This is a genomic window from Aquibium carbonis (genome assembly GCF_003970795.1).
Lineage (GTDB): Bacteria > Pseudomonadota > Alphaproteobacteria > Rhizobiales > Rhizobiaceae > Aquibium > Aquibium carbonis.
The window spans coordinates 20,501-45,060 of sequence record NZ_RWKW01000073.1 but is presented as its reverse complement, the minus strand read 5'-3'; the positions used below and the strand labels follow the sequence as shown (position 1 = coordinate 45,060).

At 66.4% G+C, this 24,560-nt stretch carries 23 protein-coding genes and 1 tRNA gene; 11 read left to right on the top strand and 13 right to left on the bottom strand.

The genetic code is table 11. The features are described from left to right. Positions 1 to 3 precede the first annotated feature (3 nt). The 3 genes from EJC49_RS18940 to cpdR form a co-directional block, all read right to left on the bottom strand. Positions 4 to 522 carry a hypothetical protein gene (locus EJC49_RS18940; protein ID WP_126701505.1) on the bottom strand — a complete coding sequence of 173 codons (519 nt, stop codon included), beginning with the start codon at positions 520 to 522 and terminating at the stop codon, positions 4 to 6. A gap of 237 nt (positions 523 to 759) precedes the next feature. Further along, a tRNA-Val gene (locus EJC49_RS18935) sits at positions 760 to 834 on the bottom strand. Positions 835 to 1,129: 295 nt separating this feature from the next. Continuing rightward, positions 1,130 to 1,492, bottom strand: coding sequence for a cell cycle two-component system response regulator CpdR (gene cpdR, locus EJC49_RS18930; RefSeq protein ID WP_126701504.1), 363 nt, complete (start codon positions 1,490 to 1,492; stop codon positions 1,130 to 1,132). A 214-nt stretch (positions 1,493 to 1,706) separates the two neighbouring features. Here cpdR and EJC49_RS18925 point away from each other — a divergent pair, with 214 nt between their 5' ends. Beyond that, complete coding sequence (locus tag EJC49_RS18925) at positions 1,707 to 2,597, top strand: N-formylglutamate amidohydrolase (RefSeq protein ID WP_126701503.1); 891 nt, start codon at positions 1,707 to 1,709, stop codon at positions 2,595 to 2,597. Between the two features lie 265 nt (positions 2,598 to 2,862). Beyond that, positions 2,863 to 3,633: a histidinol-phosphatase gene (hisN, locus tag EJC49_RS18920; RefSeq protein WP_126701502.1), complete on the top strand. Its 771-nt coding sequence runs from the start codon at positions 2,863 to 2,865 to the stop codon at positions 3,631 to 3,633. 34 nt (positions 3,634 to 3,667) lie between these two features. On the opposite strand, the gene EJC49_RS18915 is transcribed toward hisN, so the two are convergent. Beyond that, positions 3,668 to 4,663 (bottom strand): alpha/beta fold hydrolase, encoded by a 996-nt coding sequence (locus EJC49_RS18915; protein WP_245453472.1) that lies wholly within the window; start codon positions 4,661 to 4,663, stop codon positions 3,668 to 3,670. Positions 4,664 to 5,150: 487 nt separating this feature from the next. Between EJC49_RS18915 and EJC49_RS18910 the strand changes: the two genes are divergently transcribed. Next, positions 5,151 to 5,621 carry an Hsp20 family protein gene (locus EJC49_RS18910; protein WP_126701501.1) on the top strand — a complete coding sequence of 157 codons (471 nt, stop codon included), beginning with the start codon at positions 5,151 to 5,153 and terminating at the stop codon, positions 5,619 to 5,621. Positions 5,622 to 5,736: 115 nt separating this feature from the next. Here EJC49_RS18910 and EJC49_RS18905 read toward each other — a convergent pair whose 3' ends face one another. The 5 genes from EJC49_RS18905 to EJC49_RS18885 form a co-directional block, all read right to left on the bottom strand. Beyond that, on the bottom strand, positions 5,737 to 6,342 hold the full coding sequence (locus EJC49_RS18905) for a DoxX family protein (RefSeq protein WP_126701500.1): 606 nt from the start codon (positions 6,340 to 6,342) through the stop codon (positions 5,737 to 5,739). Next, positions 6,339 to 7,169 carry an HvfC/BufC N-terminal domain-containing protein gene (locus EJC49_RS18900; protein ID WP_126701499.1) on the bottom strand — a complete coding sequence of 277 codons (831 nt, stop codon included), beginning with the start codon at positions 7,167 to 7,169 and terminating at the stop codon, positions 6,339 to 6,341. Before EJC49_RS18900 ends, EJC49_RS18905 begins: the two co-directional genes overlap by 4 nt. Then, positions 7,153 to 8,076, bottom strand: a complete 924-nt coding sequence (bufB, locus tag EJC49_RS18895) for an MNIO family bufferin maturase (protein ID WP_126701498.1) — start codon at positions 8,074 to 8,076, stop codon at positions 7,153 to 7,155. Before bufB ends, EJC49_RS18900 begins: the two co-directional genes overlap by 17 nt. Positions 8,077 to 8,105: 29 nt before the next feature. Continuing rightward, the gene (locus EJC49_RS18890; protein WP_126701497.1) at positions 8,106 to 8,408 is read right to left on the bottom strand and encodes a BufA1 family periplasmic bufferin-type metallophore; all 303 of its coding nucleotides are present in this window, start codon (positions 8,406 to 8,408) and stop codon (positions 8,106 to 8,108) included. Between the two features lie 170 nt (positions 8,409 to 8,578). Beyond that, positions 8,579 to 9,625: a threonine aldolase family protein gene (locus EJC49_RS18885; protein ID WP_126701496.1), complete on the bottom strand. Its 1,047-nt coding sequence runs from the start codon at positions 9,623 to 9,625 to the stop codon at positions 8,579 to 8,581. 486 nt (positions 9,626 to 10,111) lie between these two features. Between EJC49_RS18885 and gltB the strand changes: the two genes are divergently transcribed. From gltB to EJC49_RS18855, 6 genes are all read left to right on the top strand, one after another. Continuing rightward, on the top strand, positions 10,112 to 14,833 hold the full coding sequence (gltB, locus tag EJC49_RS18880) for a glutamate synthase large subunit (RefSeq protein ID WP_126701495.1): 4,722 nt from the start codon (positions 10,112 to 10,114) through the stop codon (positions 14,831 to 14,833). 70 nt (positions 14,834 to 14,903) lie between these two features. Next, positions 14,904 to 15,122: an AbrB/MazE/SpoVT family DNA-binding domain-containing protein gene (locus tag EJC49_RS18875; RefSeq protein ID WP_126701494.1), complete on the top strand. Its 219-nt coding sequence runs from the start codon at positions 14,904 to 14,906 to the stop codon at positions 15,120 to 15,122. Next, positions 15,109 to 15,354: a DUF433 domain-containing protein gene (locus tag EJC49_RS18870; RefSeq protein ID WP_126701493.1), complete on the top strand. Its 246-nt coding sequence runs from the start codon at positions 15,109 to 15,111 to the stop codon at positions 15,352 to 15,354. Before EJC49_RS18875 ends, EJC49_RS18870 begins: the two co-directional genes overlap by 14 nt. A 2-nt stretch (positions 15,355 to 15,356) precedes the next feature. Next, a complete protein-coding gene (locus EJC49_RS18865; RefSeq protein ID WP_126701492.1) occupies positions 15,357 to 15,722 on the top strand; it encodes a DUF5615 family PIN-like protein in 366 nt (121 codons plus the stop codon). A gap of 26 nt (positions 15,723 to 15,748) precedes the next feature. Continuing rightward, positions 15,749 to 17,203, top strand: coding sequence for a glutamate synthase subunit beta (locus EJC49_RS18860; protein ID WP_126701491.1), 1,455 nt, complete (start codon positions 15,749 to 15,751; stop codon positions 17,201 to 17,203). Positions 17,204 to 17,363: 160 nt separating this feature from the next. Then, positions 17,364 to 17,555 carry a hypothetical protein gene (locus tag EJC49_RS18855; protein ID WP_126701490.1) on the top strand — a complete coding sequence of 64 codons (192 nt, stop codon included), beginning with the start codon at positions 17,364 to 17,366 and terminating at the stop codon, positions 17,553 to 17,555. Positions 17,556 to 17,571: 16 nt separating this feature from the next. Here the strand turns inward: EJC49_RS18855 and EJC49_RS18850 are convergent, their stop codons facing one another. Both EJC49_RS18850 and EJC49_RS18845 read right to left on the bottom strand, forming a co-directional pair. After that, a complete protein-coding gene (locus EJC49_RS18850; RefSeq protein WP_126701489.1) occupies positions 17,572 to 18,819 on the bottom strand; it encodes an SGNH/GDSL hydrolase family protein in 1,248 nt (415 codons plus the stop codon). Between the two features lie 5 nt (positions 18,820 to 18,824). Continuing rightward, positions 18,825 to 20,045: a lytic murein transglycosylase gene (locus EJC49_RS18845; RefSeq protein ID WP_126701488.1), complete on the bottom strand. Its 1,221-nt coding sequence runs from the start codon at positions 20,043 to 20,045 to the stop codon at positions 18,825 to 18,827. A 203-nt stretch (positions 20,046 to 20,248) separates the two neighbouring features. Between EJC49_RS18845 and galU the strand changes: the two genes are divergently transcribed. Further along, positions 20,249 to 21,151: a UTP--glucose-1-phosphate uridylyltransferase GalU gene (gene galU, locus EJC49_RS18840; protein WP_126701487.1), complete on the top strand. Its 903-nt coding sequence runs from the start codon at positions 20,249 to 20,251 to the stop codon at positions 21,149 to 21,151. Between the two features lie 33 nt (positions 21,152 to 21,184). Here galU and EJC49_RS18835 read toward each other — a convergent pair whose 3' ends face one another. Continuing rightward, positions 21,185 to 22,837: an outer membrane beta-barrel protein gene (locus EJC49_RS18835; protein ID WP_170314786.1), complete on the bottom strand. Its 1,653-nt coding sequence runs from the start codon at positions 22,835 to 22,837 to the stop codon at positions 21,185 to 21,187. Between the two features lie 241 nt (positions 22,838 to 23,078). On the opposite strand from EJC49_RS18835, the gene EJC49_RS18830 reads away from it, so the two are divergent. Continuing rightward, positions 23,079 to 24,077: a KpsF/GutQ family sugar-phosphate isomerase gene (locus EJC49_RS18830; RefSeq protein ID WP_126701485.1), complete on the top strand. Its 999-nt coding sequence runs from the start codon at positions 23,079 to 23,081 to the stop codon at positions 24,075 to 24,077. Between the two features lie 6 nt (positions 24,078 to 24,083). On the opposite strand, the gene EJC49_RS18825 is transcribed toward EJC49_RS18830, so the two are convergent. Continuing rightward, positions 24,084 to 24,548, bottom strand: coding sequence for an NfeD family protein (locus EJC49_RS18825; protein WP_126701484.1), 465 nt, complete (start codon positions 24,546 to 24,548; stop codon positions 24,084 to 24,086). Positions 24,549 to 24,560 lie beyond the last annotated feature (12 nt).

Here is a 24,560-nt window from a genome sequence, read left to right as displayed (position 1 = left end):
ACTTCACGCTCGACCTTGCCACGGGACTGGAACTCGCCGACGGCGCCCGCACGCTGGCGGCCTGGCAACCGGCGCAGGAAAAACCGCGACGATGGTGCAGGGGGCCAGGTGAGCGGGGACCAGTCGAAAAGCGTCGCGATGCATGGAATCGGGATCTGCCAGCACGATCCCGGTGCCTGCGCCGTCGCGCACGATGGTCGGGCCGCGCCTGGGCCGGCAGGGCTTGGGCGGGCAGGCAGGAGCCTCCGGCTTTTCCGGCTGGGTCCCCTTCGGGCCGGCGGCATCCGGCGCGGCCGGGGTCATCAGCGCCAGCGCGATGATCAACCGCCGTGCGGCGGCTTCGGCCGGCCGAACGAGAGCGAGCAGGGCGCGGTGGCGAAAACGCGCCAGTGTCGGGCGATCGATGGCCAATTCGGCGGCGGCGGCGACCTGATCCGGGCCGTTGTCGAACGTCATGGCGTACATGTCCACGATGCGCTTCAGCGCCGTGTACTGTCGCATGATCGCCGTCTCCCAGTTCATCACCGCCTCCTTTCCGCTGACCGAGAGTATGGAGGCGGGCGAGGGGGCGTGGATAAAAAAAATCGCGATGGTTGCAGACGCTGGATTCGAGCCGGCGACGGGAGCGCGGGTTTGCCGGCGGCCCGATCGTATCTCTGTTCCCTGTCGCGCGAACGCAGCGGTCCGCGTAGCTCGTGGATGTGAGGATCTTTTGGAGGGCGCGAAGGCAACGGCGCCACTCGCAAGGTCGGGAACTGATGGTGGGCGTGACAGGGATTGAACCTGTGACCCCTACGATGTCAACGTAGTGCTCTCCCGCTGAGCTACACGCCCATCAGCGACGCGCATACACCACACAAACCGCGAGGCCGTCAATGGCAAAAGCAACGTCTTTTTCGTTTCCGCGCGAACCGCCCGAACTGAATCCCGGGCATTGGCGAAAGGTTCGAAACGCGTGGCGACTTCTCCGGCCCGCTGCTCGGGGTTCGGGCCATTTCCGCCGCCATCCGGGGACCGGTGCGGTGGCGCGTCGGGCACGGATTAGAACAGCGTAGCGGAATTCGCGTTCGCGCCACGCGGCCGCAACAACCGCTGCTACCGCAAGAGGCTGTTGCTTCCGGCTTGCCGGTCAGGCGGCCTGCAGCATCTTCTCCACCTCGTGCACGAGGTCGCGCAGGTGGAACGGCTTGGACAGGACCTTGGCGTCCTTGGGCGCCTTGGAATCGGGATTGAGGGCGACCGCGGCGAAGCCGGTGATGAACATCACCTTGAGATCGGGGTCGATTTCGGTGGCGCGGCGCGCCAGCTCGATCCCGTCCATCTCGGGCATGACGATGTCGGTCAGCAGCAGCGAGAAGGGTTCCTCGCGCAGCCTCTCGTAGGCGCTGGCGCCATTGTCGAAATCGCTGACGTCGTAGCCCGCCCGCTCGAGCGCCTTGACGAGAAAGCGGCGCATGTCGTCGTCGTCTTCAGCAAGCAGGATTCTCGCCATGTCTCCCGTTCCGAATCATCCATTACGCCGGCGCGCGGCTCACCCCGGACCACGTCGGATATATGAGGGAGACGGGGTAAACATCAAGTGAATTCGGGCCTGTCTACCCATGCCGGGCAGGGGTGTTGCGGCACCGTCCCGCACTGGACAGGGCGCGGGCGCGGTGGCACTTTCGTGCCATGACAATCGCCCCGCAGCGGCTGGCGTGCCGCCCATGAGCGCCGACATCGATTTTGGACAGGTCGCACCCTTCGAGGTGCGGCAGCCGGTGCGACAGACCGCCCCCTTCGTGTTCAACTCCCCGCACAGCGGGCGGCATTATCCGCCGCGCTTCCTGGCCATGGCGCGGCTGGACGCCGAGGCGATCCGCCGCTCGGAGGACTGCTATGTCGACGAGCTGTTCGCGCATGCGCTGACACACGGGGCGCCGATGATGGCGGCGAACTTTCCGCGGGCCTATCTCGACGTCAACCGCGAGCCGTGGGAACTCGACCCGCGCATGTTCCTGCAGGCGACGCCGCCTTATGCCAACATCCGCTCGGCGCGGGTGGCCGGCGGGCTGGGCACGATCCCGCGCATCGTCGGCGAAGGGCAGGAGATCTATGCGACGCGGATCCCGCTGCAGGAGGCGACCGACCGCATCGAGGGCATCTACAAGCCCTATCACGAGCGGCTGCGCGGCCTGGTGCTGACCACGCAGGCCCGATTCGGCGTGGCGGCGCTGATCGACTGCCACTCGATGCCGGCCAGCATCCGCGTCGGCGATTCGGGCGTGCGACCCGACTTCATCGTCGGCGACCGGTTCGGCGCCTCGGCCTCGGCCGCGATGACGGAAACGGCGATCGGCCTTCTGACATCCTTCGGCTACACCGTGGCACACAACAAGCCTTATGCGGGCGGTTTCATCACCGAGCACTACGGGCGCCCGGCGCGAGGCCTGCACGCGCTGCAGATCGAGGTGAACCGAGGCCTCTACATGAACGAGCGAACCTATCAGAAATCGAGCGGGTTCCTGTCGCTGGCCGAGGACATCGGCCGCTTCATCGCCATGATCGTCAAGCTGGCGCCTTTCGGCGAGGAGCGGTTGCCGCTGGCCGCAGAGTGAGAGCGGGCCTGCGAGGCGGGCGCCCGGGACCGACGGCTCGCTTGCGACACGGCAAAAAAAGACCGCATCGCTTTCACGACGCGGCCCGAGTCTAGGGAGGAAACGCCCAAGGAGGGCATGAACGGAACGAACCGTTCGAGTGATAGAATATTGTGCGCTGCACAAATGTCAAGCACCTTCGCCGGTGTTTCGCTCTTTACGGGAACGTCGCAGCGCGGCTATTCGGGCCGTGTGACGGTTTTGCAACAGGACGGGTGTCAATCACATGGCAATGGCTGAGTTCATGCGGCGCCTCGCGGCCGCCGCGGCGCGCGAGACGCTGCCGCGTTTTCGCGCGGCGGGCGCGGTGGCGAACAAATATGCGGTCGGGTTCGATCCGGTGACGGAGGCCGATCGCGAAGCCGAGCGCGTGATCCGCGAGCTGATCAGGGCCGAATTCCCCGACGACGGGATCCTGGGCGAGGAGCATGGCGGCGAGAAGCAGGATTCGCACCGCATCTGGGTGATCGACCCGATCGATGGAACCCGTGCGTTCATCTCGGGCGTGCCGGTGTGGGGGACGCTGGTGGGGCTGACCGTCGATGGCCGTGCGGTTTGCGGAATGATGTCGCAGCCCTTCACCGGCGAACTCTATTTCGGGACGGAGGAGGGCGCCTTCTACGAGGGCCCGGGCGGGGCGCGGCGGCTTTCGACACGGCAGTTGCCCGGCCTTGGCGACGCGACGCTCTTCACGACCACGCCGGCCCTGTTTGCGGGCGAACTGCGGGATCGCTACGACCGGCTGGAGAAGGCGGTGCGGCTCGCGCGCTACGGCACCGACTGCTACGGCTTTGCCATGGTGGCGGCCGGCCACGCCGACCTCGCGGTCGATGCGGGGCTCCAGTCCTACGACATCGTGGGCCTGATCCCGGTGATCGAGAGGGCGGGCGGCGTGGTCACCACCTGGGACGGCGGGCCGGCGGAGAAGGGCGGCGACATCATCGCGGCGGCGACGCCCGACATGCATGCGCAGGCGCTGGCGGCGATCAGGGGCTGAGCGGGCGAGGGCGTCGCGGTCCAAGGGCCGGCGGTCAGAAATCGTCCGTGCCTGGGACGAAGGCGTCGAAAGCGGCCATGAACTGCTCGCGATAGAAATCGGCTTCCTGCAGGAGTTCGTGCCTGGCGCCGTCGATCGTCAGCACCGAACCGGACTTCAGGCTCGATCCGAAGGCCTCGATGGCGCGGTTCGACACGACCTCGTCGGCACCCGCGGCGAAGATCAGGGTCGGCACCTGGATCCGAGCCCTGTGGTCGATGTCCATCACCGTGGCTGCCGCCGCGCAGGATGCCCGGATCCAGGCCGCCGTGGGCCCCCCGAGCGCAAGTTCGGGATGGCGCAGGTAGATGGCACTGTTGCGGGTGAAGCGGGCATAGTCCGACGTCAGGGTGTTGCCGGCAAACAGCGTGGGTTTGCGCGCGCGCGGCCCGCCGCCGAGATAGGTCGAGCCGAGGCCGACGCCGCAGAGCAGGGTGGAGAGCCTGTGGAGCGCGGGCATGGAGAGGGGCTGGCGCTCGAAGGCCAGCAGCGGCGTGGAAAGCACCATCCGCCGGACCCGGTTGACGAGGCGCGGCGCGGCCAGAAGCGCGATCAGCCCGCCCATCGAATGGCCGAGCACGTAGAACGGGCCGACGCAATCGGGCAGGATGATTTCCTCGAAGAACTGGTCGAGATCGGCGACGTAGTCGTCATAGCTGCGGACGAAGCCCTTTTCGCGGTCGCGGATCAGCCGGTCGGAACCGCCCTGGCCGCGCCAGTCCATGATGGCGACGCCGAGCCCGCGGCGCGACAGGTCGCCGATCGTCTCGTAATATTTCTCGATGCACTCGTTGCGGCCCTGCAGGATGACGACGGTGCCGCGGCGCGGCCGTCCGCCGGCCGGAAACAGGGCATAGCGCAGCCGCTTGCCGCCCTTGCGCGACACCAGGTAGTCGGCGCGCGCCCGCGCCGGCACGTCATTGCCGGCCGTCGCGACGAGGATGCCGGCGCCGGGGCGCGTCGACGGCGCCATGTCCTGGAGGACGTTCATGCCGGGTTTGATAGAAAGCCGTCCGATCAAAAGCAAAGGAAAAGAACGCGAAGCATCGCCGGCAGTCGTCGTCGGCAACCGGCCTGCCACCAGAAAGTTCAAGGCCGGAAGCGATGCAATCGCCTCCGGCCTCTTGCCGACCCGGGAGGAAGGGACATTGCACCCGGGCCGATCGCGGGGCGGCGCATCTGCCGGCCGCCCGTGTCGCTGTGTTGATCGAACCCTAGCGGGGCGCAGGTGAACGGAACCGGAAGGGGCCGTTCATCGCAGGTTCATCGAGGCCGAGGAGGGGCGACGGGCCGGGTGCGGATGCCGTCGTCGAGCACCTGACGCGCGACGCGAAAGGTCTTGAAACCCCGGCCGGGGGTTCCCAAATCTCTCCTGCGATCGCCGATGCCGGGATCGCTGGACGTCCCGGAGGTGCCGAGACCGGACCTCCTTCAGGCGACCACAGCGCAAACCATGTTGCTCAATGGAGAACAGACCCATGCGTCACGTTGATTTTTCCCCGCTCTATCGTTCCACCGTCGGTTTCGACCGGCTGTTCACGATGCTCGATTCCCTGGCGCAGCCCGAGGGCGCCCAGACCTATCCGCCCTACAACATCGAACGCACCGGTGAGGATGCCTATCGCATCACCATGGCGGTGGCCGGCTTCGGCGAGGACGAGATCTCGATCGAGGCTCATCGCAACGTGCTGACGGTGAAGGGCGAAAAGACCGATGCCGAGAAGGGCGAGACCTCGGAGTTCCTCTATCGTGGCATCGCCTCGCGTGCCTTCGAGCGCCGCTTCCAGCTGGCGGATCACGTCGACGTCGTCGGCGCCGAGCTGAAGAACGGACTCCTGCACATCTCGCTGAAGCGCAACATTCCCGAGGAGATGAAGCCCCGCAAGGTGGCGATCGTCAACGGGGGCGCCAAGCAGGCGAAGCAGATCGAGGCGCAGGCCGTCAACTGACCGGTCAGGCCTCTCGCGACGTCGGACGGCCGAAAGGCCATGCGGGCGGTTCCGAAAGGGACCGCCCGCTGTCGTTTCGGGATGCTGTCGTTTCGGGATGCTGTCGGGACGCGGATCAGGCGAGGCCGTAGCCTGACGGTCGGGATATGGCACGGCGCGTCCAGAACCGTGCGGCCAGTGCGTCGAGCGAGACGGCGCCGGCGCCCTTCAGCGCCACGTAGACCAGCGGGAAGAGCCAGAGCAGCCGCTGGTCCATGATCACGGCATCCGGAAAACGGTCGAACAGCGCGCCGATCGTTTCGGGGCCGACCTGGTGGACGGTGATGTCGACCAGCGTCTGGACGCCGATGAAGGCGATCATGCCGAGCGCGGCGATGCGGGCGAACAGGCCGAGTACGACGAGAAGCGGCAGGATGAATTCGCCATAGGTGCCCATGAAGACCAGCAAGCCCCAAGGGAGGAAGGCGACCCGAGAGACGTCGCCACCGGCGGCGTCGACCGCCGGCAGGGCGATCTGGTAGTAGGCGTTGTCGGTGATCGTGAAGAAGCCGAGGATGCCGTCACCAACCTTGGTGCGGGCCGAGTTCAGGAAATAGAACCACAAGACGGCGGCGAAGACGAAGCGTGCCGCCAGCCCAAGAAACCAGCCGTCGAGCGCTCGCTCGACCGCGCCGAATACCGCGTCATGCAGCGCCTTCAGGCGCGTGGCGAGGACGATCATGTTGCAATTCCCGTGACCTGTTGCGGCGGTGTGCCGTGCCCGTCGATGGCCGTGAATGCCCCGGTCTCCAGCATGAGGGCGATGGCGGCGGCCGGATCGAACTCCGCCGTGTCGATGAAGCCTGCGCCGATCGCCGTCTCGAGCGGTTCGCCGGCCACCAGCGTCAGCAGGAAGGTGGCGGCGCCCGGGGGCAGGACGCGGGTCGTCACCGACAGGCCCGGCCGGGTGAGGATCGTTTCCTCCGGCACGTCGCCACGGATCGGCGCGGGGGGCGATCCTTCTTCACGGTTGGCGGCAAAGATCGAGAAGGCCGCAAAGCGCGAGCGCAGGATGCGCAGGGCCGGATGGGGACGGAACACGGAAGCCGCCAGGTCGTCAGGCGGGATCATGGCGAGGGCCTGCGCCGCGAGCGGTTCAGCATCGGCGGCATGGTAGGCGTCGAGCCAGGCGCGTTCGATGCGCGCGACGTCGGCGAGATAGGGCAGGTCGCGCGCGGGCTCGAAGCTTGCGATGTAGGCCGGGAAGTCCTCGCCATATTCGAACAGCAGCCGCGAGCGCGGCGGATGGGCGCGGGCAAAAGCGATTGCCATGCCGGAGAAGAATTCCTCGCCCACCAGACGGCGCACAGCGGGAAAAATGCCGGCCAGCGCGTCAGCGAGGCTGGTGGTGACGTTGTTGCGATAGACGGCGTAGCGGCGGTCCGCCGGCCCGCCGCCCCGGGCTGCGACGCTCGTCGGCGTGGCGCGATCGGGATCGAGCAGTGGCGCGGAGAAGCCGGCCACGAAGCGCTCGTGCGGATCGGCCAGGCGTTCAGGAAAGGGCGGCATGGCGCTTGCCCAGCAAATAGTGGTCGGCATGGCGATCGAGGATGTGCTGGGCGGCGCGGGCTTCATCGCGCAGGACCGACCAGTCCGGCACGTCGTTGTCCCATTCGACGAGTGTCGGGATGGGGCCGCACTGTCGGATGACGGTGTCGTAGAGCGCCCAGACCGGGTCGGCGACCGCGCGATCGTGGGTGTCGATCAGCAGCGGTCGTCCCTCGTCGTCGAACTGCTCGTCATGGCCGGCGAGATGGATCTCGCCGACATGCTCGAGCGGGAAATCCATGAGGTAATCGATCGCGCGGAAGCCGTGGTTGGTGGCGGAGACGAAGACATTGTTGACGTCGAGCAGCAGGCCGCAGCCGGTGCGACGCGCCATCTCGCGGATGAAATCCGTCTCGGCACAGGTCGATTCGGGAAAGAGCACGTAGGTGGCGGGATTTTCCATCAGGATCGGCCGGCCGATCGCCTCCTGTACCTGGCTGACATGGGCGCAGACATGGTCGAGCGTCTCGCGCGTGTAGGGCAGGGGCAGCAGGTCGCTGAGGAAGACGTCGTCATGCGTCGACCAGGCCAGATGTTCGGACACCAGTGCCGGCTCGTAGCGCTCGACGAGCGCGGCAAATCGGGCGAGATGGGCCGGGTCGAGCCGCTGTGGGCCGCCGATCGACATGGTGACGCCGTGCAGCGAGACGGGAAATCGCTGACGGATGGCGGCGAGGGCGGCATGCGGCGCGCCGCCGGCACCCATGTGGTTCTCGGCGTGGACTTCGAAGAAGCCCTCAAACGCGGTTTCCGCGGCGATAGCCGACAGGTGCTCGGGCTTGAAGCTGGCGCCGGCACGGCCGGCGACAGAATGGTTCGGGAAACGGAGCCGATGATGGCTTCTGACGGGCGTCTGATCGGACATCATCGGTCTCCGCTTCCCGTGGTCTGGCTTGCTTACGACGGCAGGTCGCGCTGCTGCGGCTCGAGCGAGCCGACGCGATTGTCGGGCAGGCTGACGGTGGTGCAGGTGCCCTTGGCGACGTAGGTCCAGGCATTGCCCTGGTAGTCGACCTTGGAGGTGCCGGCGCAGGTGGTGCCGGGGCCGGCCGCGCAATCGTTCTTGCCGGCGAGCGAAATGCCGTAGCAACGCTCCTTCTCCTGCGCCTGGGCGGCGCCGGTGGTGATGGCGCCAGCGGTCAGGGCGGTGGCGACGACGCCGGCGAGATAGGCGGCGCTGATCGCAATCTTGGTGGACATGGAAGTCTCCTCTCGATGAACTTTTCAGCCGGACGTTCGATCCGGCCAGAACAACATCGCGAAGAGACTGCTCACTTGGAAGTAAAGACGGCGCGACGATTGCATCGCGCTGCATGCACGGCCGCGTGACCAGCCGTGACCTTTCGATCCCGGGTCCGTGCGGGGCCGCGTTACAAGAGGGCGCGGAACGCGTCGACCTCTTCCGGCGTGGTGGCGAAGCTGGTGACGAACCGATAGATCGATTCGTCCGGGGCCATGGGCGCATCGAAGCCGGCCGGCGCATGCCAGGGATAGAAGACCGCGCCGCGGCGCTGAAGGCGCTCGGCGACGTCCTGGCCCATGATGGCGAAGACCTCGTTGGCTTGCGGTTCCCATGCGAGCCGCACCGAGGCGCCTGCTCGGAGGGCATCAGCGAGGCGGCTCGCCATCGCGTTGGCGTGACGGGCGGTCTCGAGCCAGAGGCCGTCCTGGAGATAGGCCTCGAACTGCGCCGAGACGAAGCGCGCCTTGGAGAAAAGCTGGGCCGCGCGCTTGTGTATGAAGGCGAACTCGGCGGCCATGGCGGGATCGAAGAGCACGACGGCTTCCGCGCACCAGCAACCGTTCTTGGTGCCGCCGAAGGAGAGCATGTCGACGCCGCGCTTCCAGGTCATCTCCGCCGGTGTGGCCTCCAGCGAAACGAGCGCGTTGGCGAAACGCGCGCCGTCCATGTGGAAGGGCAGGCCGTGGCGGCGCGCGACGCTCGCCACCGCGTCGAGTTCGTCGAGCGAATAGACGGTGCCGACCTCGGTGGCCTGTGTGACCGAGATGGCCATCGGACGGCCGGAATGGACGAATTCGGCCGGGTAGCGCTGCACGGCACGGTCGAGCTCGGCCGGGGACATCCGACCCAGCGGCCCGTCGACGCGGCAGAGACGGGCGCCGCCGGTGAAATATTCCGGCGCGCCGGCTTCGTCTTCCGTCATGTGTGCCTCGCGGTGGCAGAAAGCCACGCCGCCGGGCTTGTTGACGGCGACCAGCGACAGCGCGTTCGCCGCCGTTCCCGTCGAGACGAAAAACACGGCCACCTCGCGCTCGAAGATGGCACTGAAGGTGTCCTTCACCGACCGGTCGAGGTCGCCATTGCCATAGGCCCGGGCGTGGCCGGCGGCATGGCGGGCGAGGCCCGCGGCGATGGCCGGGTGGGCGCCGGCCCAGTTGTCTGAGGCAAAGATCATGAGCTTGGTTCCGTCTGGCGGGAGGTCGCGGACCTTGCCCCGGACGCGCGCCGGCTTCAAGAGGTGGAGAGGTCGCGACCATGACGGGCCGGCTCGCGCGAACGGGCCGGCCGATCGGAATTCCGCGTTTGCGCAACAATGTTACGTCGCCATCGGATCAGCGAGCCGATTGTTGCGCTGCATACAAGTTTTTTTTGTGGCTCGGTCTTGTGCGCGTCCGACATTTCTGTAAATGTGTATATAGGACAGTAATGCTGTCTTATTTTTAGCTCGCAGGCCCAAACCGGGACTGGCGTTTCGACGCCGGTCAGGGTTCTTGCGCACCGAAGTCTGCATGGCCCTTCGGCGAGGATGCGCAAGCGGCGCGATCGCTGGCCGCGCGTCCGACGGTCGCGGCCGGCGAGATGTGCAAGGAACCGGACGGGCTGGTATAAGGGCCGGGCCAGGATTTTTCCTCCCCCCGGGGAGCACGAAGGAGGACTGACGATGACGCATTTCACGCCATCTGCGACGACGGAGCTTCGCTCGGCCGCCCAGCTTGACGCGCGTTCCGTCAAACGCGCCGCCCATGGCCTGCCGGCGCGACAAGGCCTCTACGATCCGCGCAACGAGCATGATGCCTGCGGCGTGGGCTTCATCGCCAACATGAAGAACGTGCGCTCGCACCAGATCGTGCTGGACGGTCTGGCCATGCTGGAGAACCTGACGCATCGCGGCGCGGTGGGCGCCGACCCGCTGATGGGCGATGGCGCGGGCGTGCTGGTGCAGATTCCCGACCGCTTCTTTCGCGAGGAGATGGCCGCGCAGGGCGTCGACCTGCCGCCCGTCGGCCACTACGCGGTGGGCCACCTGTTCATGCCGAGCGATGCTGCCGAGCGGGCGCATGTGGAGGAGGTGATCGCCGAGATCGCCAGGGCCGAAGGGATGCCGCTGATCGGCTTCCGGGACGTGCCGGTGGACAACGCGTCGCTGTCCAAGGCGCCGCACATCGCGGCCTCCGAGCCCGTGCACCGGCAGGTGTTCGTCGGGCGCGATGCCTCGATCGAGAGCGACGACGAATACGAGCGGCGTCTCTACATCCTGCGCAAGGTGATTTCCGGGCGCATCTATGCCGAGACTGCCGGCGCCGACAACGGCTTCTACACGGTGTCCCTGTCGTCCCGCACCATCGTCTACAAGGGCATGTTCCTGGCCTACCAGGTGGGCGCCTACTACAAGGACCTGACCGATCCGCGCTTCGAAAGCGCGCTGATCCTCGTGCACCAGCGCTTCTCGACCAACACCTTCCCGTCGTGGAAGCTCGCTCATCCCTACCGGATGGTGGCCCATAACGGCGAGATCAACACCTTGCGCGGCAACGTCAACTGGATGGCGGCGCGGCAGGCCTCGGTCGACAGCGAGCTCTTCGGCAACGACATTTCCAAGCTGTGGCCGATCTCCTACGAGGGGCAATCGGACACGGCCTGCTTCGACAACGCGCTGGAGTTCCTGTTCCAGGGCGGCTACTCGCTCGCGCATGCCATGATGATGCTGATCCCGGAAGCCTGGGCCGGCAACAAGTCGATGGATGCCGACCGCAAGGCCTTCTACGAATATCACGCCGCGCTGATGGAGCCGTGGGACGGCCCGGCCGCCGTGGCCTTCACCGACGGGCGCCAGATCGGCGCGACGCTCGACCGCAACGGACTGCGGCCGGCGCGCTATGTCGTGACCGACGACGACCGGGTGATCATGGCGTCCGAAGCCGGCGTGCTGTCGGTGCCGGAAGAGAAGATCGTCAAGAAGTGGCGGCTGCAGCCGGGCCGCATGCTGCTGATCGACCTGGAGCAGGGGCGCATCATCTCCGACGAGGAGGTGAAGGCGCAGGTGTCCGGCAAGCACCCGTTCAAGCAGTGGCTGGAGAACACCCAGCTGATCCTGGAAGAGCTGAAGCCGGTGGAGCCGCGCGCGCTGCGCAAGGACGTGACGCTGCTCGATCGGCAGCAGGCGTTCGGCTACACGCAGGAGGACACCCGCATCCTGATGGCGCCGATGGCCACAACCGGCCAGGAGGCGATCGGCTCGATGGGCACCGACACGCCGATCTCGGCGATGTCGGACAAGTCGAAGCTGCTCTACACCTATTTCAAGCAGAACTTCGCGCAGGTGACGAACCCGCCGATCGACCCGATCCGCGAGGAACTGGTCATGAGCCTGGTGTCGTTCATCGGGCCGCGGCCCAACATCTTCGACCTCGTGGGTTCCTCGCGCCGCAAGCGGCTGGAGGTGCGCCAGCCGATCCTGACCAATGGCGACCTGGAGAAGATCCGCTCGATCGGTCACACGGAGGACCGCTTCGACACCAAGACGATCGACGTGACCTACGCTTCCGTCGAGGGAGCAGAGGGCATGCCGCGCGCGCTGGAGCGGCTGTGCGAGCGTGCCGAGGCGGCGGTCGCGGGCGGCTACAACATCATCATCCTGTCGGACCGGCAGATCGGCGCCGACCGCATCGCGATCCCGATGCTGCTGGCCACCGCTGCCGTGCATCATCACCTGATCCGCAAGGGGCTGCGGACCTCGGTCGGCCTCGTGGTGGAATCGGGCGAACCGCGCGAGGTGCATCACTTCTGCTGCCTGGCGGGCTATGGCGCGGAGGCGATCAACCCTTACCTGGCCTTCGACACGCTGACCGACATGCACAAGCGGGGCGAGTTCCCGCCGGAGGTCGACGCGCAGGAACTGGTCTACCGCTACATCAAGTCGATCGGGAAGGGCATCCTGAAGGTCATGTCCAAGATGGGCATCTCGACCTACCAGTCCTACTGCGGTGCGCAGATCTTCGACGCCGTCGGCCTGAAGTCGGACTTCGTGGAAAAGTTCTTCACCGGCACGGCGACGACCATCGAGGGCGTCGGCCTCGAAGAGGTGTCGGCCGAGACCGTCGAGCGGCATCATGCCGCCTTCAGCGACGACCCGATCCTGCGCAACGCGCTCGATATCGGCGGCGAGTATGTCTACCGCGTCCGCGGCGAGGCGCATGTCTGGTCGCCGGATTCCGTCGCGACGCTGCAGCACGCCGTCCGCAAGGGCTCGTGGGACAGCTACAAGGAGTTCTCCGGCCAGATCGACGGCGCGACGGCGCAGGCCAAGACCGTGCGCGGCCTGTTCAAGATCCGCAAGGCGGCCGAGACCGGCCGTCCGCCGGTGCCGCTCGATGAGGTGGAACCCGCCGTCGATCTGGTGAAGCGCTTCTCGACAGGCGCGATGTCCTTCGGCTCGATCAGCCGTGAGGCGCATTCGACGCTGGCGCGCGCCATGAACGCGATCGGCGGCAAGTCGAACACGGGCGAGGGCGGCGAGGAGCCTGACCGCTACCTGCCGATGCCGGACGGCTCGGCCAACCCCGAACGGTCGGCCATCAAGCAGATCGCGTCTGGCCGCTTCGGCGTGACGGCGGAGTACCTCGTCAACTCCGACATGATGCAGATCAAGGTCGCGCAGGGCGCCAAGCCCGGCGAGGGCGGGCAGTTGCCCGGCCACAAGGTCGACGCGACGATCGCCAAGACCCGGCATTCGACGCCCGGCGTCGGCCTGATCTCGCCGCCGCCGCACCACGACATCTATTCGATCGAGGATCTTGCGCAGCTGATCTTCGACCTGAAGAACGTGAATCCCGAGGCGGACGTATCGGTGAAGCTGGTCTCCGAGGTCGGGGTCGGCACGGTCGCCGCCGGCGTCGCCAAGGCGCGCGCCGATCACATCACCATCTCTGGCTATGACGGCGGCACCGGCGCCTCGCCGCTGACCTCGCTCAAGCATGCGGGCAGCCCGTGGGAGATGGGCCTTGCCGAGACGCACCAGACGCTGGTGATGAACGGGCTGCGGTCGCGCGTGGCGCTGCAGGTCGACGGCGGCCTGAAGACCGGCCGCGACGTCGTCATCGGTGCGCTGCTGGGCGCCGACGAGTTCGGATTCTCGACGGCGCCGCTGATCGCGGCCGGCTGCATCATGATGCGCAAGTGCCACCTGAACACCTGCCCGGTCGGCGTCGCCACGCAGGATCCGGTGCTGCGCAAGCGCTTCAAGGGCGCGCCCGAGCATGTGATCAACTACTTCTTCTTCGTCGCCGAGGAGGTTCGCGCGCTGCTGGCCGAGATGGGCTACCGCACGATCAACGAGATCATCGGCCAGAGCGACCTGCTCAAGAAGGATGAACTGATCGACCACTGGAAGGCGCGCGGACTGGATTTCAGCCGCATCTTCCACAAGCCGGACGCGCCGAAGTCGGAGACCTACTGGACCACGCGCCAGGCGCATCCGATCGACGACGTGCTCGACCGCAAGCTGATCGAGCTGGCCGAGCCGGCGCTGGAACGCAAGGAGAAGGTCTCCATCGAGGTTCCGATCCGCAACACGGACCGCTCGGCCGGCGCGATGCTGTCGGGCGCGGTCGCCAAGCGCTGGAAGCACAAGGGGCTGAAGGAGGACACGATCTCGGTCAAGCTGACCGGCACGGCGGGTCAGTCCTTCGGCGCCTTCCTGGCGCGCGGGATTTCGTTCGAGCTCATCGGCGACGGCAACGACTATGTCGGCAAGGGTCTTTCCGGCGGGCGCATCGTCATCCGTCCTGCGGAGAATTCGCGTATCGTGGCGGAAGAGTCGATCATCGTCGGCAACACCGTGCTCTACGGCGCGATCGAGGGCGAATGCTACTTCCGCGGCGTGGCGGGCGAGCGTTTCGCCGTGCGCAACTCCGGCGCGGTGGCGGTCGTCGAGGGATGCGGCGACCATGGCTGCGAATACATGACCGGCGGCGTGGTGGTGGTGATCGGCCAGACCGGCCGGAACTTCGCGGCCGGCATGTCGGGCGGCGTGGCCTATGTGCTCGACGAGGACGGCGACTTCGCCGACCGCTGCAACATGGCCATGGTGGAGCTGGAGCCGGTGCCGGAAGAGGACGACATCCTCGAGAAGCTGCACCATCATGGTGGAGACCTGATGCACAAGGGCCGCGTCAACGTCTCCGACGACATGACCCGCCACGACGAGGAGCGGCTGGTGCAGCTTATCACCAACCATGCGCACTACACGGGCTCGACCCGCGCGCGCGCGATCCTCGACGACTGGGCGACCTATCGCGGCAAGTTCCGCAAGGTGATGCCCGTCGAGTATCGCCGGGCCTTGCTGGAGATGGAGCGCATGCGGATGGGCATCGCGGCGGAGTAGGAGCAGCGTGTTGGCCTGCCGGCATTCTGACGCTATTCTGTTTCGGCATTGAAGGGCAGCGAGTGGCAACATGCCTTGGCGTGCGGAGGAACGATCTGGCGCGGTGCTGCGGAATGGCGACGACCGGCTCGTCGCCATTCCCAAGGACTTCGTGCTCGTCGGGGATGAAATCATCATCCGCCAGGAAAAGGATGGGGTGATAACAATCCATCCCGCCACGAAAGAAGGCAGACAGGCGCTGGATTGCTTCAATCCGTTTGATGATTGGGAAGTCGATGACAGATCGTGAAGGGAAGCGACGCATTGTTTCGGATCCAGAGATCCGGTTCGGAAAGCCTTCGGTTCGCGGGACTCGTATCGCGGTCGAGGATATCTTGCGAATGGCTTCGCAAGGCCAGTCGATCGCCGATGTTCTGGCCCAGTACCCGAACCTGTCGAAAGAAGACGTCCTTGCGGCCCACGAATTCGCGGCGGACCATATACGCGACGCGTTCTCCTCTCGCCCCGAGGCGGCGGAATAGAGTTGCGGTATCTCGTCGACGAGTGTCTTGGCCATTCGATCGTCAGGAACTTGCGAGAAGCCGGACACGATGTGAAATGGGTAGGCGAGAGTTCAGGGGGTATTCCAGATGAGATGGTTCTTGCCTGGTCGGTTGACGAGAATCGCATTCTGCTTACGCAGGATTTCGACTTTGGCGAACTGATCTTCGGCAGAGGCTATCACGCGATCGGGGTTGTGATCATCCAGATCGCGGACTTTTCGGGATCCTGGGAAGAGATAGCCGCCGCGACAATGAAGCGGCTGGCTGATCTTCAGCAAGGATTTGCAGGACATCTGACGGTATTCGGCCGGGACCGCGTCAAGTCGCGCAGCCTGCCCGCGCTGTAGCCGAAAGACATGAAGTTGGAGTGGACATGGGCAAGGTAACAGGTTTTCTCGAGATCGACCGGCAGGTGCAGAAGTACCAGCCCGCGTCCGACCGCATCCGGCATTTCCGCGAGTTCACGCTGCCGATGTCGGACAAGGAGGTCGAGAAGCAGGCGGCGCGCTGCATGGATTGCGGCATTCCCTACTGCCATGGTCCGACCGGCTGCCCCGTCCACAACCAGATCCCCGACTGGAACGACCTCGTCTACAATGGCGACTGGGAGAACGCGATCCGCAACCTCCATTCGACCAACAATTTCCCCGAATGGACCGGCCGCATCTGCCCCGCGCCCTGCGAGGAGGCGTGTACGCTGAACCTCGAGGACATTCCGGTCGCCATCAAGACCGTCGAGCAGGCGATCGCCGACAAGGCCTATGAGCTGGGTTTCGTTCGGCCGTTTCCGCCGGAGAAGAAGACAGGCAAGACGGTGGCGATCATCGGCTCGGGTCCGTCGGGCATGGCGGCTGCGCAGCAGCTCGGCCGCGCCGGCCACGAGGTGCATGTCTATGAGCGCGAATCGAAGCCGGGCGGCCTGATGCGCTATGGCATTCCCGACTTCAAGATGGAAAAGCACACGATCGACCGCCGCGTCGAGCAGATGCAGGGCGAGGGCGTCACCTTCTTCTGCGGCGTCCATGTCGGCGTGGACAAGACCGTCGAGGAGCTGTTGTCGAGCTACGACGCGGTGCTCTATTGCGGCGGCTCGGAAAAGCCGCGTCCGTCGGACCTTCCCGGGCGCAACCTCGTGGGCGTGCACGACGCGATGCCTTATCTGGTGCAGCAGAACCGGCGCATCGGCGGCGAGGACATCCAGTCGGTGGCCTGGCCGTCAGAGCCGATCCTGGCCGGCGGCAAGCATGTCGTCGTCGTCGGTGGCGGCGACACCGCGTCGGACTGCGTCGGCACCGCCTTCCGACAGGGCGCGGTGCGCGTGACCCAGCTCGACATCCGGCCGCAGCCGCCCGAGAAGGAGGACAAGCTGACCGTCTGGCCCTACTGGGCGACCAAGATGCGCACCTCGTCCTCGCAAGCCGAGGGCGCGGAGCGCGAATTCCAGGTCGCCACGCTCGAGTTCATCGGCGAGGACGGCGTCCTGACCGGCGTGAAGTGCTGCGAGGTCGACGAGGCGCGCAAGCCGATCGCCGGGACCGAATTCGTCATTCGCGCCGATCTCGCCTTCATTGCCATCGGCTTTTCGGGGCCGGCGGAGACGGGCGTTGCGACCGAGCTCGACGGAAGGCTCGCCATCAACACCGACCGCCGCGGATCCACCAACGTCGTTGCCAATGACCGCGACTATCGTACCAATGTGGACAAGCTCTACGCGGCGGGCGACGTGCGGCGCGGCCAGTCGCTGGTCGTATGGGCGATCCGCGAGGGGCGGCAGGCGGCGCGCGCCATCGACGAGGCACTGATGGGGGCGACGCTGCTGCCGCGCTGAGGGAACGCTTCGCTCGCCCGGAATTGCGGCACGGCTTCCACCATCCTTTTCGGCGGTGAGGCCCGCCGAACATGGCTGCAGTTGAGCCAGATCAAGTCGCGGCTGGTCCGCTTCGGCCATTCTCCACGCGCCGGCCGAGGGGGCCGGGATGGAGAGCATCATGACCAGGCTTCCGCTCGTCGCCTATATTCTCGTCGCGCCCGTTCTGATGGGCGTGTTCCTGACGGCGCTGCTTGCGATGGACATGCGCGGGTTCGATCGGACGATGATGGCCGGCGCGGCGATTGCCGGCGCCATCGCGGCGATACCGATCGCCTGGCTTTTGGCCCGCAAGCTCGAAAAGCTGCGCTGAGGTCGTCGCCCGTCGCCTATTCGACGGTCGCGGCCTGCAGGGCAGCGTCGTCGACGGCTGACGTCGTTTCCGCCGTCGCGACCGAGGCCGCCTCGGGTTCGCGCGTGGCGCCGAAATCGTCGACACGACCGGGGCGCGGATCAGGCGCCAGCCCTTGGACGATCAGCTTGCGCGCGGGCGTGAGCGCGGACGCGCGCCTGGTCTCGACCACCAGTCCCAAGAGTTCGTCGCCGCCGTCGAGCGCCGGATCGAACAGCGAGACCGGCGGCGTGTGCTGGATCAGGGGTGCCTCGCCGGGGATCGGCGGACCGAACATCTCGCCGATGCCGGCTTCCGGCGCGAGGGCGGCCGGGCCACTCTGGAGCAGGCGGGCCAGCGGCTTTTCCACGTAGAAGGCGATCTTGCGCTTGCCGGCGGCGGTGAAGTTGATGCCGTCGTCGGCGCGCAGGCGGACAGGCTGGCCGTTGATGTCGGGACCGTTGGTGACGAAGGCGCCGTTCTCGTCGATGAAGCCGTCCCAAACGTCGACGAAGACCCCGCCGGCGGCTTCCGCAACACCGCGCTGGATGTCGTTGAAGGCGATCATGTCCGACGACATCTTGGGGAAACGGAAGGACGGCAGTCCGACCCAGACGATCGGGACATTGCGGCCGGCGATCTCGCTGGCCATCCGGGCGGAGCGGGCGGTGTACTCCGCGTCCCACCTCTCCGACCGCACGTTTTCCGAGGCGCCATCGATGCGCATCGCCTGGCGATCGTTGGAGCCGATCATGACCACCACGACGGCTGGCCTTTCCTCGTCGACGATCGAGCCGATGCGGCCGGGCCAGTCGTAATAATCATCACGCACGAAACCGGACGACCCGTTGGCGCGGTCGACGACCCGGACCGTCGGGTCTTCGGCGTAAACCGCCGACAGTCCCTCGGCGAGACCGCCGGCCAGAAAATCGCCCACGACCAGAATGGCGCGCGCGTCCTCCTGCTTGTCGACGGCAGCGACGGCGCGCTGCGCTGGCGCCGAGGCGGCGCGGGTAGTGCGCGGCGCGCGCTGGACATTGCGCGGCTGCGTTCGTTGCGGGGCCGCCTGAGGCGGCGGCTCGTCCCGACGAAACAGATACTGGAAGAGGGTGCGGGGGCGCTCCTGCGCATGGGCCGGTGTGCCGGAAACCATGACCACCGCAGCACCGGCCGCCATGACGATGGCGGCCAGCACGAGAGTCAGCCCGAGCCAGGGAGCGATGCGAACGCCTGTGGATCGGGCCATGCGCGTCATCTCCTCTGAAGCCGCGACAGGACTTCCTTGCTCGGATGACCGTCGGGCTGCATGCCCATGGCCTGCTGCACGGCCATGATCGCCGAGCGCGAACCCTGGCCGATCTTGCCGTCGATCTTGCCGTCATAATAGCCGAGCGCCAGCAGGTGCTTCTGAAGCTCCTGCTTCTCGTTGAAGGACAGCTTGGTGAACGGCCGGTTCCAGTCGCGGACAAGCCCGCCATGGCCGGCGATCTCGTCGGCGAGCAGGCCGACGGCCAGGGCGTAGCGGTCGGCGTTGTTGTAGCGCTTGAGCACGAAGAAGTTCTTCGTCATCAGGAAGGCCGGTCCCTCGCGCCCGTCGAGGACCTTCAGTTCCGCGTTGTCGGAGGGCGACGGGAAGCCCTTGTTGCGGGCGCGCACGACGCCGATGTCCTGCCACTTCGACAGCGACATGGAACCGGAGGGGAACTTGCGGCCGGCGGGCAGCGTCACCTCGTAGCCCCAGGTCTTGCCGGTCTGCCAGCCGTTCTGGCGCAGGAGATTGGCTGCCGTGGCCAGCGCATCGGGCACGGAGTTCCAGATGTCGCGCCGGCCATTGCCGTCCATGTCGACGGCATAGGCCTTGTAGCTCGTCGGGATGAACTGGGTGTGGCCCATGGCGCCGGCCCAGGAGCCGGTGAGATGGCTTTCATCGATGTCGCCACGCTGCAGGATCTCGAGCGCGGCGATCAGCTGCTGGCGGGCGAACTTCTCGCGCCGCTTGTCGGCATAGGCCAGCGTCGACAGGGACCGCACCACGTTGCGCATGACCTTGTCGTTCTTCAGGATCTCGCCGTAGTTCGATTCCATCGACCAGATCGCGAGCAGGATGTGCCGGTCGACGCCGAACTGCCGTTCGATGCGGTCGAGCCAAGGCTTCCACTGGCGCGCCATCTGGCGGCCGACGGCGATGGAATCCTCGTGCACGCGATTGTCGAAATAGTCCCAGACCGGGGCCGTGAACTCCGGTTGGAATCGTGCCTTTTCGAGCACTTCGGGATCGGGCGCGTTCACGCCGCGAAAGGCCCGATCGTAGGTGTTGCCGGAAATGCCGCTCTGCGCGGCCACCGACCGGAAACCCGCCACCCATTTCTGGAAGCCTGCATCCGCGAGGGCAGGCTGACTGAACACGGATACGGTCAGCGCCGCGACGGCGGCGAAGACTCCCGTGCGAATCCGCTTTGTCATCTGGAACATTGCAACCTCCAAGTCGTTCCGCAAAGATCGGAATCCTGGCTTGCTCCGGTTAGCGAAAGGTTTACCATAGACGAGTTTCTCAAAACAGATTCGAAAATGGCCGGTCGTTTTTCGGCGTGCGCTTCTCCGCACCGGTGCTAACCACCGATTCCGGCACCAAAATGTCCTCCAGAAATCCAGAACGAGCTTCGATGGTCGGCCGAATGAAAAAAGTGCGCAAGGCGGTGTTTCCGGTCGCGGGTCTGGGCACCCGCTTTCTCCCGGCGACGAAGGCCATCCCCAAGGAAATGCTGACCGTCGTCGACAAGCCGGTGATCCAGTACGTGGTCGACGAGGCCCGCGACGCCGGCATCGAGCACTTCATCTTCGTCACCGGCCGCAACAAGGCGGTGATCGAGGATCATTTCGACGTCCAGTTCGAACTCTATGACACGCTGGCGCAGCGCGGAAAGGACGAGCAGCTTGCCATGCTCCAGCATATGCAGCCGGAGCCCGGACAGACCTCCTTCACCCGCCAGCAGGTGCCGCTCGGGCTCGGGCACGCCGTGTGGTGTGCACGTCAGCTGGTCGGCGACGAGCCTTTCGCGGTGCTGTTGCCGGACATGATCATGCAGGCCGAACAGGGGTGCATGCGGGCGATGGTGGAGTTGCACGAGAAGGCCGGCGGCAACGTGGTGGCGGTGCAGGAATGCGATCCCGACGAAGCGCATAAATACGGCATCGTGGGGCGGGGGCGCGACGTCGCCAGCGGCTTCGAAGTCACCTCAATGGTGGAAAAGCCGGCGCGCGGCACGGCGCAGTCGAACCTCTATCTCAACGGTCGCTACATCCTGCAGCCCGAGATCTTCGACATCCTGTCGGCGCAGGAGCGCGGCGCGGGCAACGAGATCCAGCTGACCGACGCGATGCTGAAACTGCAGGCGCAGCAGCCTTTCCATGGCTTCCACTTCCAGGGCCGGACCTTCGACTGCGGCTCGCCGGAAGGCTTCGTGGAGGCCAATGTCGCCTTTGCGCTTTGGCGCAAGGATCTGTCGCCGCGCATGACCGCCATGATCGCGGGTCTTCTCGACGACTACGCGCCGGGGATACGCAAGACCGGCAGCTGACAACCCTAGTGGCGGCGAACGGGGCGCCGCCGATCAGCGTTGCAGCTTCAGCCCGAGATAGATGCTGTTTTCGCGGTAGTCGCGGTTGGGCAGAGTGCTGTCGAAGCGCTCGTGACGGAGACGGCCGTTGAGGCCGGCGTAGCGGTTCATCCACCAAGTGGCGTTGACCTCGGCCGAGAGCGTCGTCTCCGTGGCGGAGGAATTGACATAGTCGCGGAAAGCCAGGCCGCCGAGCGCGCCCACGGTGAGGCTTGGCCTGACCTCGCGCAGCACTTCGAGATTGCCCGAATAGCGCACCGAGCCGCTGTCGGCGGCGGTGGTCGAACCCTCGACCGTGGTGCCGCCCGTGAGCCGCAACGTCGTTCCGCGCATCGGCGACCAGTTCAACGTCCCGTCGAGCAGAAGCGCGGAGACAGGCACGAGCCGGTCGTCGTCGAAGCTCTCGCGCAGCCAGCCGACCGATATTTCGCCGTTGAGCTTTTCGCTCAGGTCGAGTTCCAGGCCGCCCTTGAGGGCATAGCGGTCCGCGGAACGGCGGTAGCCGGCGAAGTCCTGTTCGAGGTCGTAATTGCGGCGACCGATCTCGGCCTCGACGAAGGGCGTCAGGGCAGGCGACACCTCGTATCCGGCGCGAAGGGCAAGCGTCGCCAGGGTGTAGTTGCGGTCCTCCTGCGAGACCGTGCCGCAGCATAGGCCTTCGAAGTCGGAAAAGGTTTCGCGATCCAGCGATCCGGTCAGACCGAGGACGGCACGGCCGAAGCCGTGCCTCACGCCAAGGCTCGCCGACAGCTGGTGATTGAGCGGATCGGTGTCGGTGGCGGGCAGCACGACGGGCGAGGACGCCGCCTCCGGAGCGATCCTGTAGGAGGCGGTGGCGCGGACGGTGGTGTCGCGGCTGATCTCGTAGGACAGGGCTCCGTCGATGGCGAGCTCGGTCTGCTTGTAGTCCTCGCCGGACACGGATTTCTGGTAGACGCCGAGCGCGTTGATCTCCGCGGAATGGCTGGACCAGTCCGAGACGGCCCGAAGCCGGAGCTCCGACTGGGAGACGAAGGCCTCGCCACCATTCTGGGTCGAGTTGATGTTGGACGACCACAGCATTCCCTGGTCGAGGGTGACCGTGGCGTCGAAGGTGCCGAGCCGCAGGCCGAGCGGGGCATAGGGGTTCTCCTCCGGCGTGATCGTGCCGGTCTCGATCGGATCCAGCCGCCGGTTTTCAGCCTGCGCGCGCCGGTCCACCTCCTCGTCCAGGGCATCGACACGCGGCGCACGGCCCGTGGCGGGCGCCTCGGGCTCGCTCGCTGGCGAAACAGCTGCGCCGAGACCCGTGCGCTCGGCCTGCGCGTCGGCGCGCTGCTGGCGCGTGGTGGCCGTGCGGCGCGGCATGACCGGGGCAGCGGCTTCGCCTTCATCCGCTTCGAAGGGGAACAGGCTGGCGCCGTCGACCGCATCCTCCGGCACCGCGCCGGCGCTGACGGGACGATAGGGCGGAAGCAATGCGCCCGTGGCGGACGTACCGGAGGCCTGGTTCGCCTGACTTTGGGTGCCGGCCAGGCCGGTGGCGCCACGCAGCGTCGCGTCCTGGGCCGTGGCATGGGCGCAGAGCGCAACAAAGCTCAGCGACGCCAGCAGGATGCGGCGGCCGGCGCCGACAAGCGTTTTCCCGACCGGCCTCTGCAATGGCATCGAACATTCCCTCGACCGCGCCCAACGCGCAAACTTTAGCGAAGCGTAAACGGGCTTGGTTAACGGAGGGTTGAGCCTGGGATTCGAGGGCGGCAAACAGCGTTGGACAGAACAGGGACATTGTTCTAAAGCGTGGCGCGATCCTTCAGAACCGCTCCGCGCGCTCTCGATTTCGACTTCATCGCATGTCTTCGTCCGGAAGCGGGGTCCAGTTTCGGAAGACATGCTTCTGACGGCAGCCATGCACGGACAACGACCCAAGACACAAGCCGAAGCCCGCGATGCCATCGCTTCCGCGATGCGCACGATCGCGACCGAGCAGGCGGGCCTTGCGAACCTGGCCGCTGCGCTCGACAATGGCCTGTCGCAACCGTTCGCCAAGGCCGTGGAGGTGCTGTCGCTGATCACGGGGCGGGTGATCGTCACCGGCGTCGGCAAGAGCGGCCACATCGGCTCCAAACTCGCCGCGACGCTGGCCTCGACCGGCACGCCAGCCTTCTTCGTGCATCCTGCAGAGGCCAATCACGGCGACCTCGGCATGATCGCGGCCAATGATGCGATCATCGCCATGTCGTGGTCGGGCGAGAGCGCCGAACTCAAGGGCATCGTGGTCTATTCGCGGCGCTTCAAGATTCCGCTGATCGCCATGACCTCGGGAGAGACCTCGACGCTCGGCACCGCCGCCGACGTGGTGCTGTGCCTGCCGAAAGCGCCGGAAGCCTGCCCGCATGGTCTGGCTCCGACGACGTCGACGCTGCTGCAGCTTGCCGTCGGCGATGCACTGGCGATCGCGCTGCTGGAGGCACGCGGCTTCACGCCCGACCATTTCCGTACCTTCCACCCGGGCGGGCAGTTGGGCGCCAACCTGACGCAGGTGCGCGAGATCATGCATGCCGGCGAGGAACTGCCGCGGGTGCCGCTCGGCACGATGATGCCCGACGCGATTCGCGAACTGGCGCGCAAGCGGTTCGGCTGTGTGTGCGTGACGAGGGAGGATGGTCGCATCGCCGGCATCTTCACGGACGGCGACCTTGCGCGCAGCCTGCATCTCAATCTGGCCGACACCCCGATCGACGAGTTGATGACGCGCCAGCCCAAGACCATCGGGCCGCGCATGCTGGCTGCCGAAGCCATGGCCCTGCTCAACGAGCACAACATCAGCGCACTGGTGGTGGAGGAAGAGGGCTACCCGCTCGGCGTGGTGCATTTCCACGACCTGTTGAGGTTGGGCGCGGCCTGATCCTTTTCAGGCCTGCACCGGCGCGACGACCAGATCACCATCCTTGACGTCCGTGACCCGAACCTGCGTGCCTGGCGCGCAGTCGGGGCCGACGATGCTCCACCAGGTGTCGCCGAGCTTGAGGCGGCCGCGGCCGTCCCGGATCGGCTGTTCCAGCGTGCCTGTGCGACCGACGAGCTGGCGCGCGCGCTGATTGAGGAGCGGTTCGTCCGTCGGCGTCTTCTCGACCCGGTAGAAGCGGTAGCCGAGCCAGGCGGCGACGAGCGCGGCAGCGAGGAAGACCAGAACCTGCACCTGCCATGACCAGAAGGCCGTGTCCCAGAGGAGGAAGGACAGGGCACCGATCGCGAGGGCTGCCAGTCCGATCCAGACCAGGAAGACACCGGGCACGAAGATTTCGAGCCCAAGCAGCACGAAGCCCAGCACCATCCAGTTCCAGGGGCCGAGTTCGCCGACGATGCGTTCGATCATGACGGGTTCTCC

Bases quoted from the DNA above. Each gene is read 5' to 3' on its own strand.
- EJC49_RS18825 (WP_126701484.1), bottom strand. From the start codon at position 24,548: ATGATCGAACGCATCGTCGGCGAACTCGGCCCCTGGAACTGGATGGTG.
- bufB (WP_126701498.1), bottom strand. From the start codon at position 8,076: ATGATGTCCGATCAGACGCCCGTCAGAAGCCATCATCGGCTCCGTTTC.
- cpdR (WP_126701504.1), bottom strand. From the start codon at position 1,492: ATGGCGAGAATCCTGCTTGCTGAAGACGACGACGACATGCGCCGCTTT.
- EJC49_RS18900 (WP_126701499.1), bottom strand. From the start codon at position 7,169: ATGCCGCCCTTTCCTGAACGCCTGGCCGATCCGCACGAGCGCTTCGTG.
- EJC49_RS18925 (WP_126701503.1), top strand. From the start codon at position 1,707: ATGAGCGCCGACATCGATTTTGGACAGGTCGCACCCTTCGAGGTGCGG.
- EJC49_RS18875 (WP_126701494.1), top strand. From the start codon at position 14,904: ATGCCTTGGCGTGCGGAGGAACGATCTGGCGCGGTGCTGCGGAATGGC.
- gltB (WP_126701495.1), top strand. From the start codon at position 10,112: ATGACGCATTTCACGCCATCTGCGACGACGGAGCTTCGCTCGGCCGCC.
- EJC49_RS18905 (WP_126701500.1), bottom strand. From the start codon at position 6,342: ATGATCGTCCTCGCCACGCGCCTGAAGGCGCTGCATGACGCGGTATTC.
- EJC49_RS18845 (WP_126701488.1), bottom strand. From the start codon at position 20,045: ATGTTCCAGATGACAAAGCGGATTCGCACGGGAGTCTTCGCCGCCGTC.
- EJC49_RS18885 (WP_126701496.1), bottom strand. From the start codon at position 9,625: ATGATCTTTGCCTCAGACAACTGGGCCGGCGCCCACCCGGCCATCGCC.
- EJC49_RS18910 (WP_126701501.1), top strand. From the start codon at position 5,151: ATGCGTCACGTTGATTTTTCCCCGCTCTATCGTTCCACCGTCGGTTTC.
- EJC49_RS18830 (WP_126701485.1), top strand. From the start codon at position 23,079: ATGCACGGACAACGACCCAAGACACAAGCCGAAGCCCGCGATGCCATC.
- EJC49_RS18850 (WP_126701489.1), bottom strand. From the start codon at position 18,819: ATGGCCCGATCCACAGGCGTTCGCATCGCTCCCTGGCTCGGGCTGACT.
- EJC49_RS18940 (WP_126701505.1), bottom strand. From the start codon at position 522: ATGAACTGGGAGACGGCGATCATGCGACAGTACACGGCGCTGAAGCGC.
- EJC49_RS18870 (WP_126701493.1), top strand. From the start codon at position 15,109: ATGACAGATCGTGAAGGGAAGCGACGCATTGTTTCGGATCCAGAGATC.
- hisN (WP_126701502.1), top strand. From the start codon at position 2,863: ATGGCAATGGCTGAGTTCATGCGGCGCCTCGCGGCCGCCGCGGCGCGC.
- EJC49_RS18890 (WP_126701497.1), bottom strand. From the start codon at position 8,408: ATGTCCACCAAGATTGCGATCAGCGCCGCCTATCTCGCCGGCGTCGTC.
- EJC49_RS18835 (WP_170314786.1), bottom strand. From the start codon at position 22,837: ATGCCATTGCAGAGGCCGGTCGGGAAAACGCTTGTCGGCGCCGGCCGC.
- EJC49_RS18855 (WP_126701490.1), top strand. From the start codon at position 17,364: ATGACCAGGCTTCCGCTCGTCGCCTATATTCTCGTCGCGCCCGTTCTG.
- EJC49_RS18860 (WP_126701491.1), top strand. From the start codon at position 15,749: ATGGGCAAGGTAACAGGTTTTCTCGAGATCGACCGGCAGGTGCAGAAG.
- galU (WP_126701487.1), top strand. From the start codon at position 20,249: ATGAAAAAAGTGCGCAAGGCGGTGTTTCCGGTCGCGGGTCTGGGCACC.
- EJC49_RS18915 (WP_245453472.1), bottom strand. From the start codon at position 4,663: ATGAACGTCCTCCAGGACATGGCGCCGTCGACGCGCCCCGGCGCCGGC.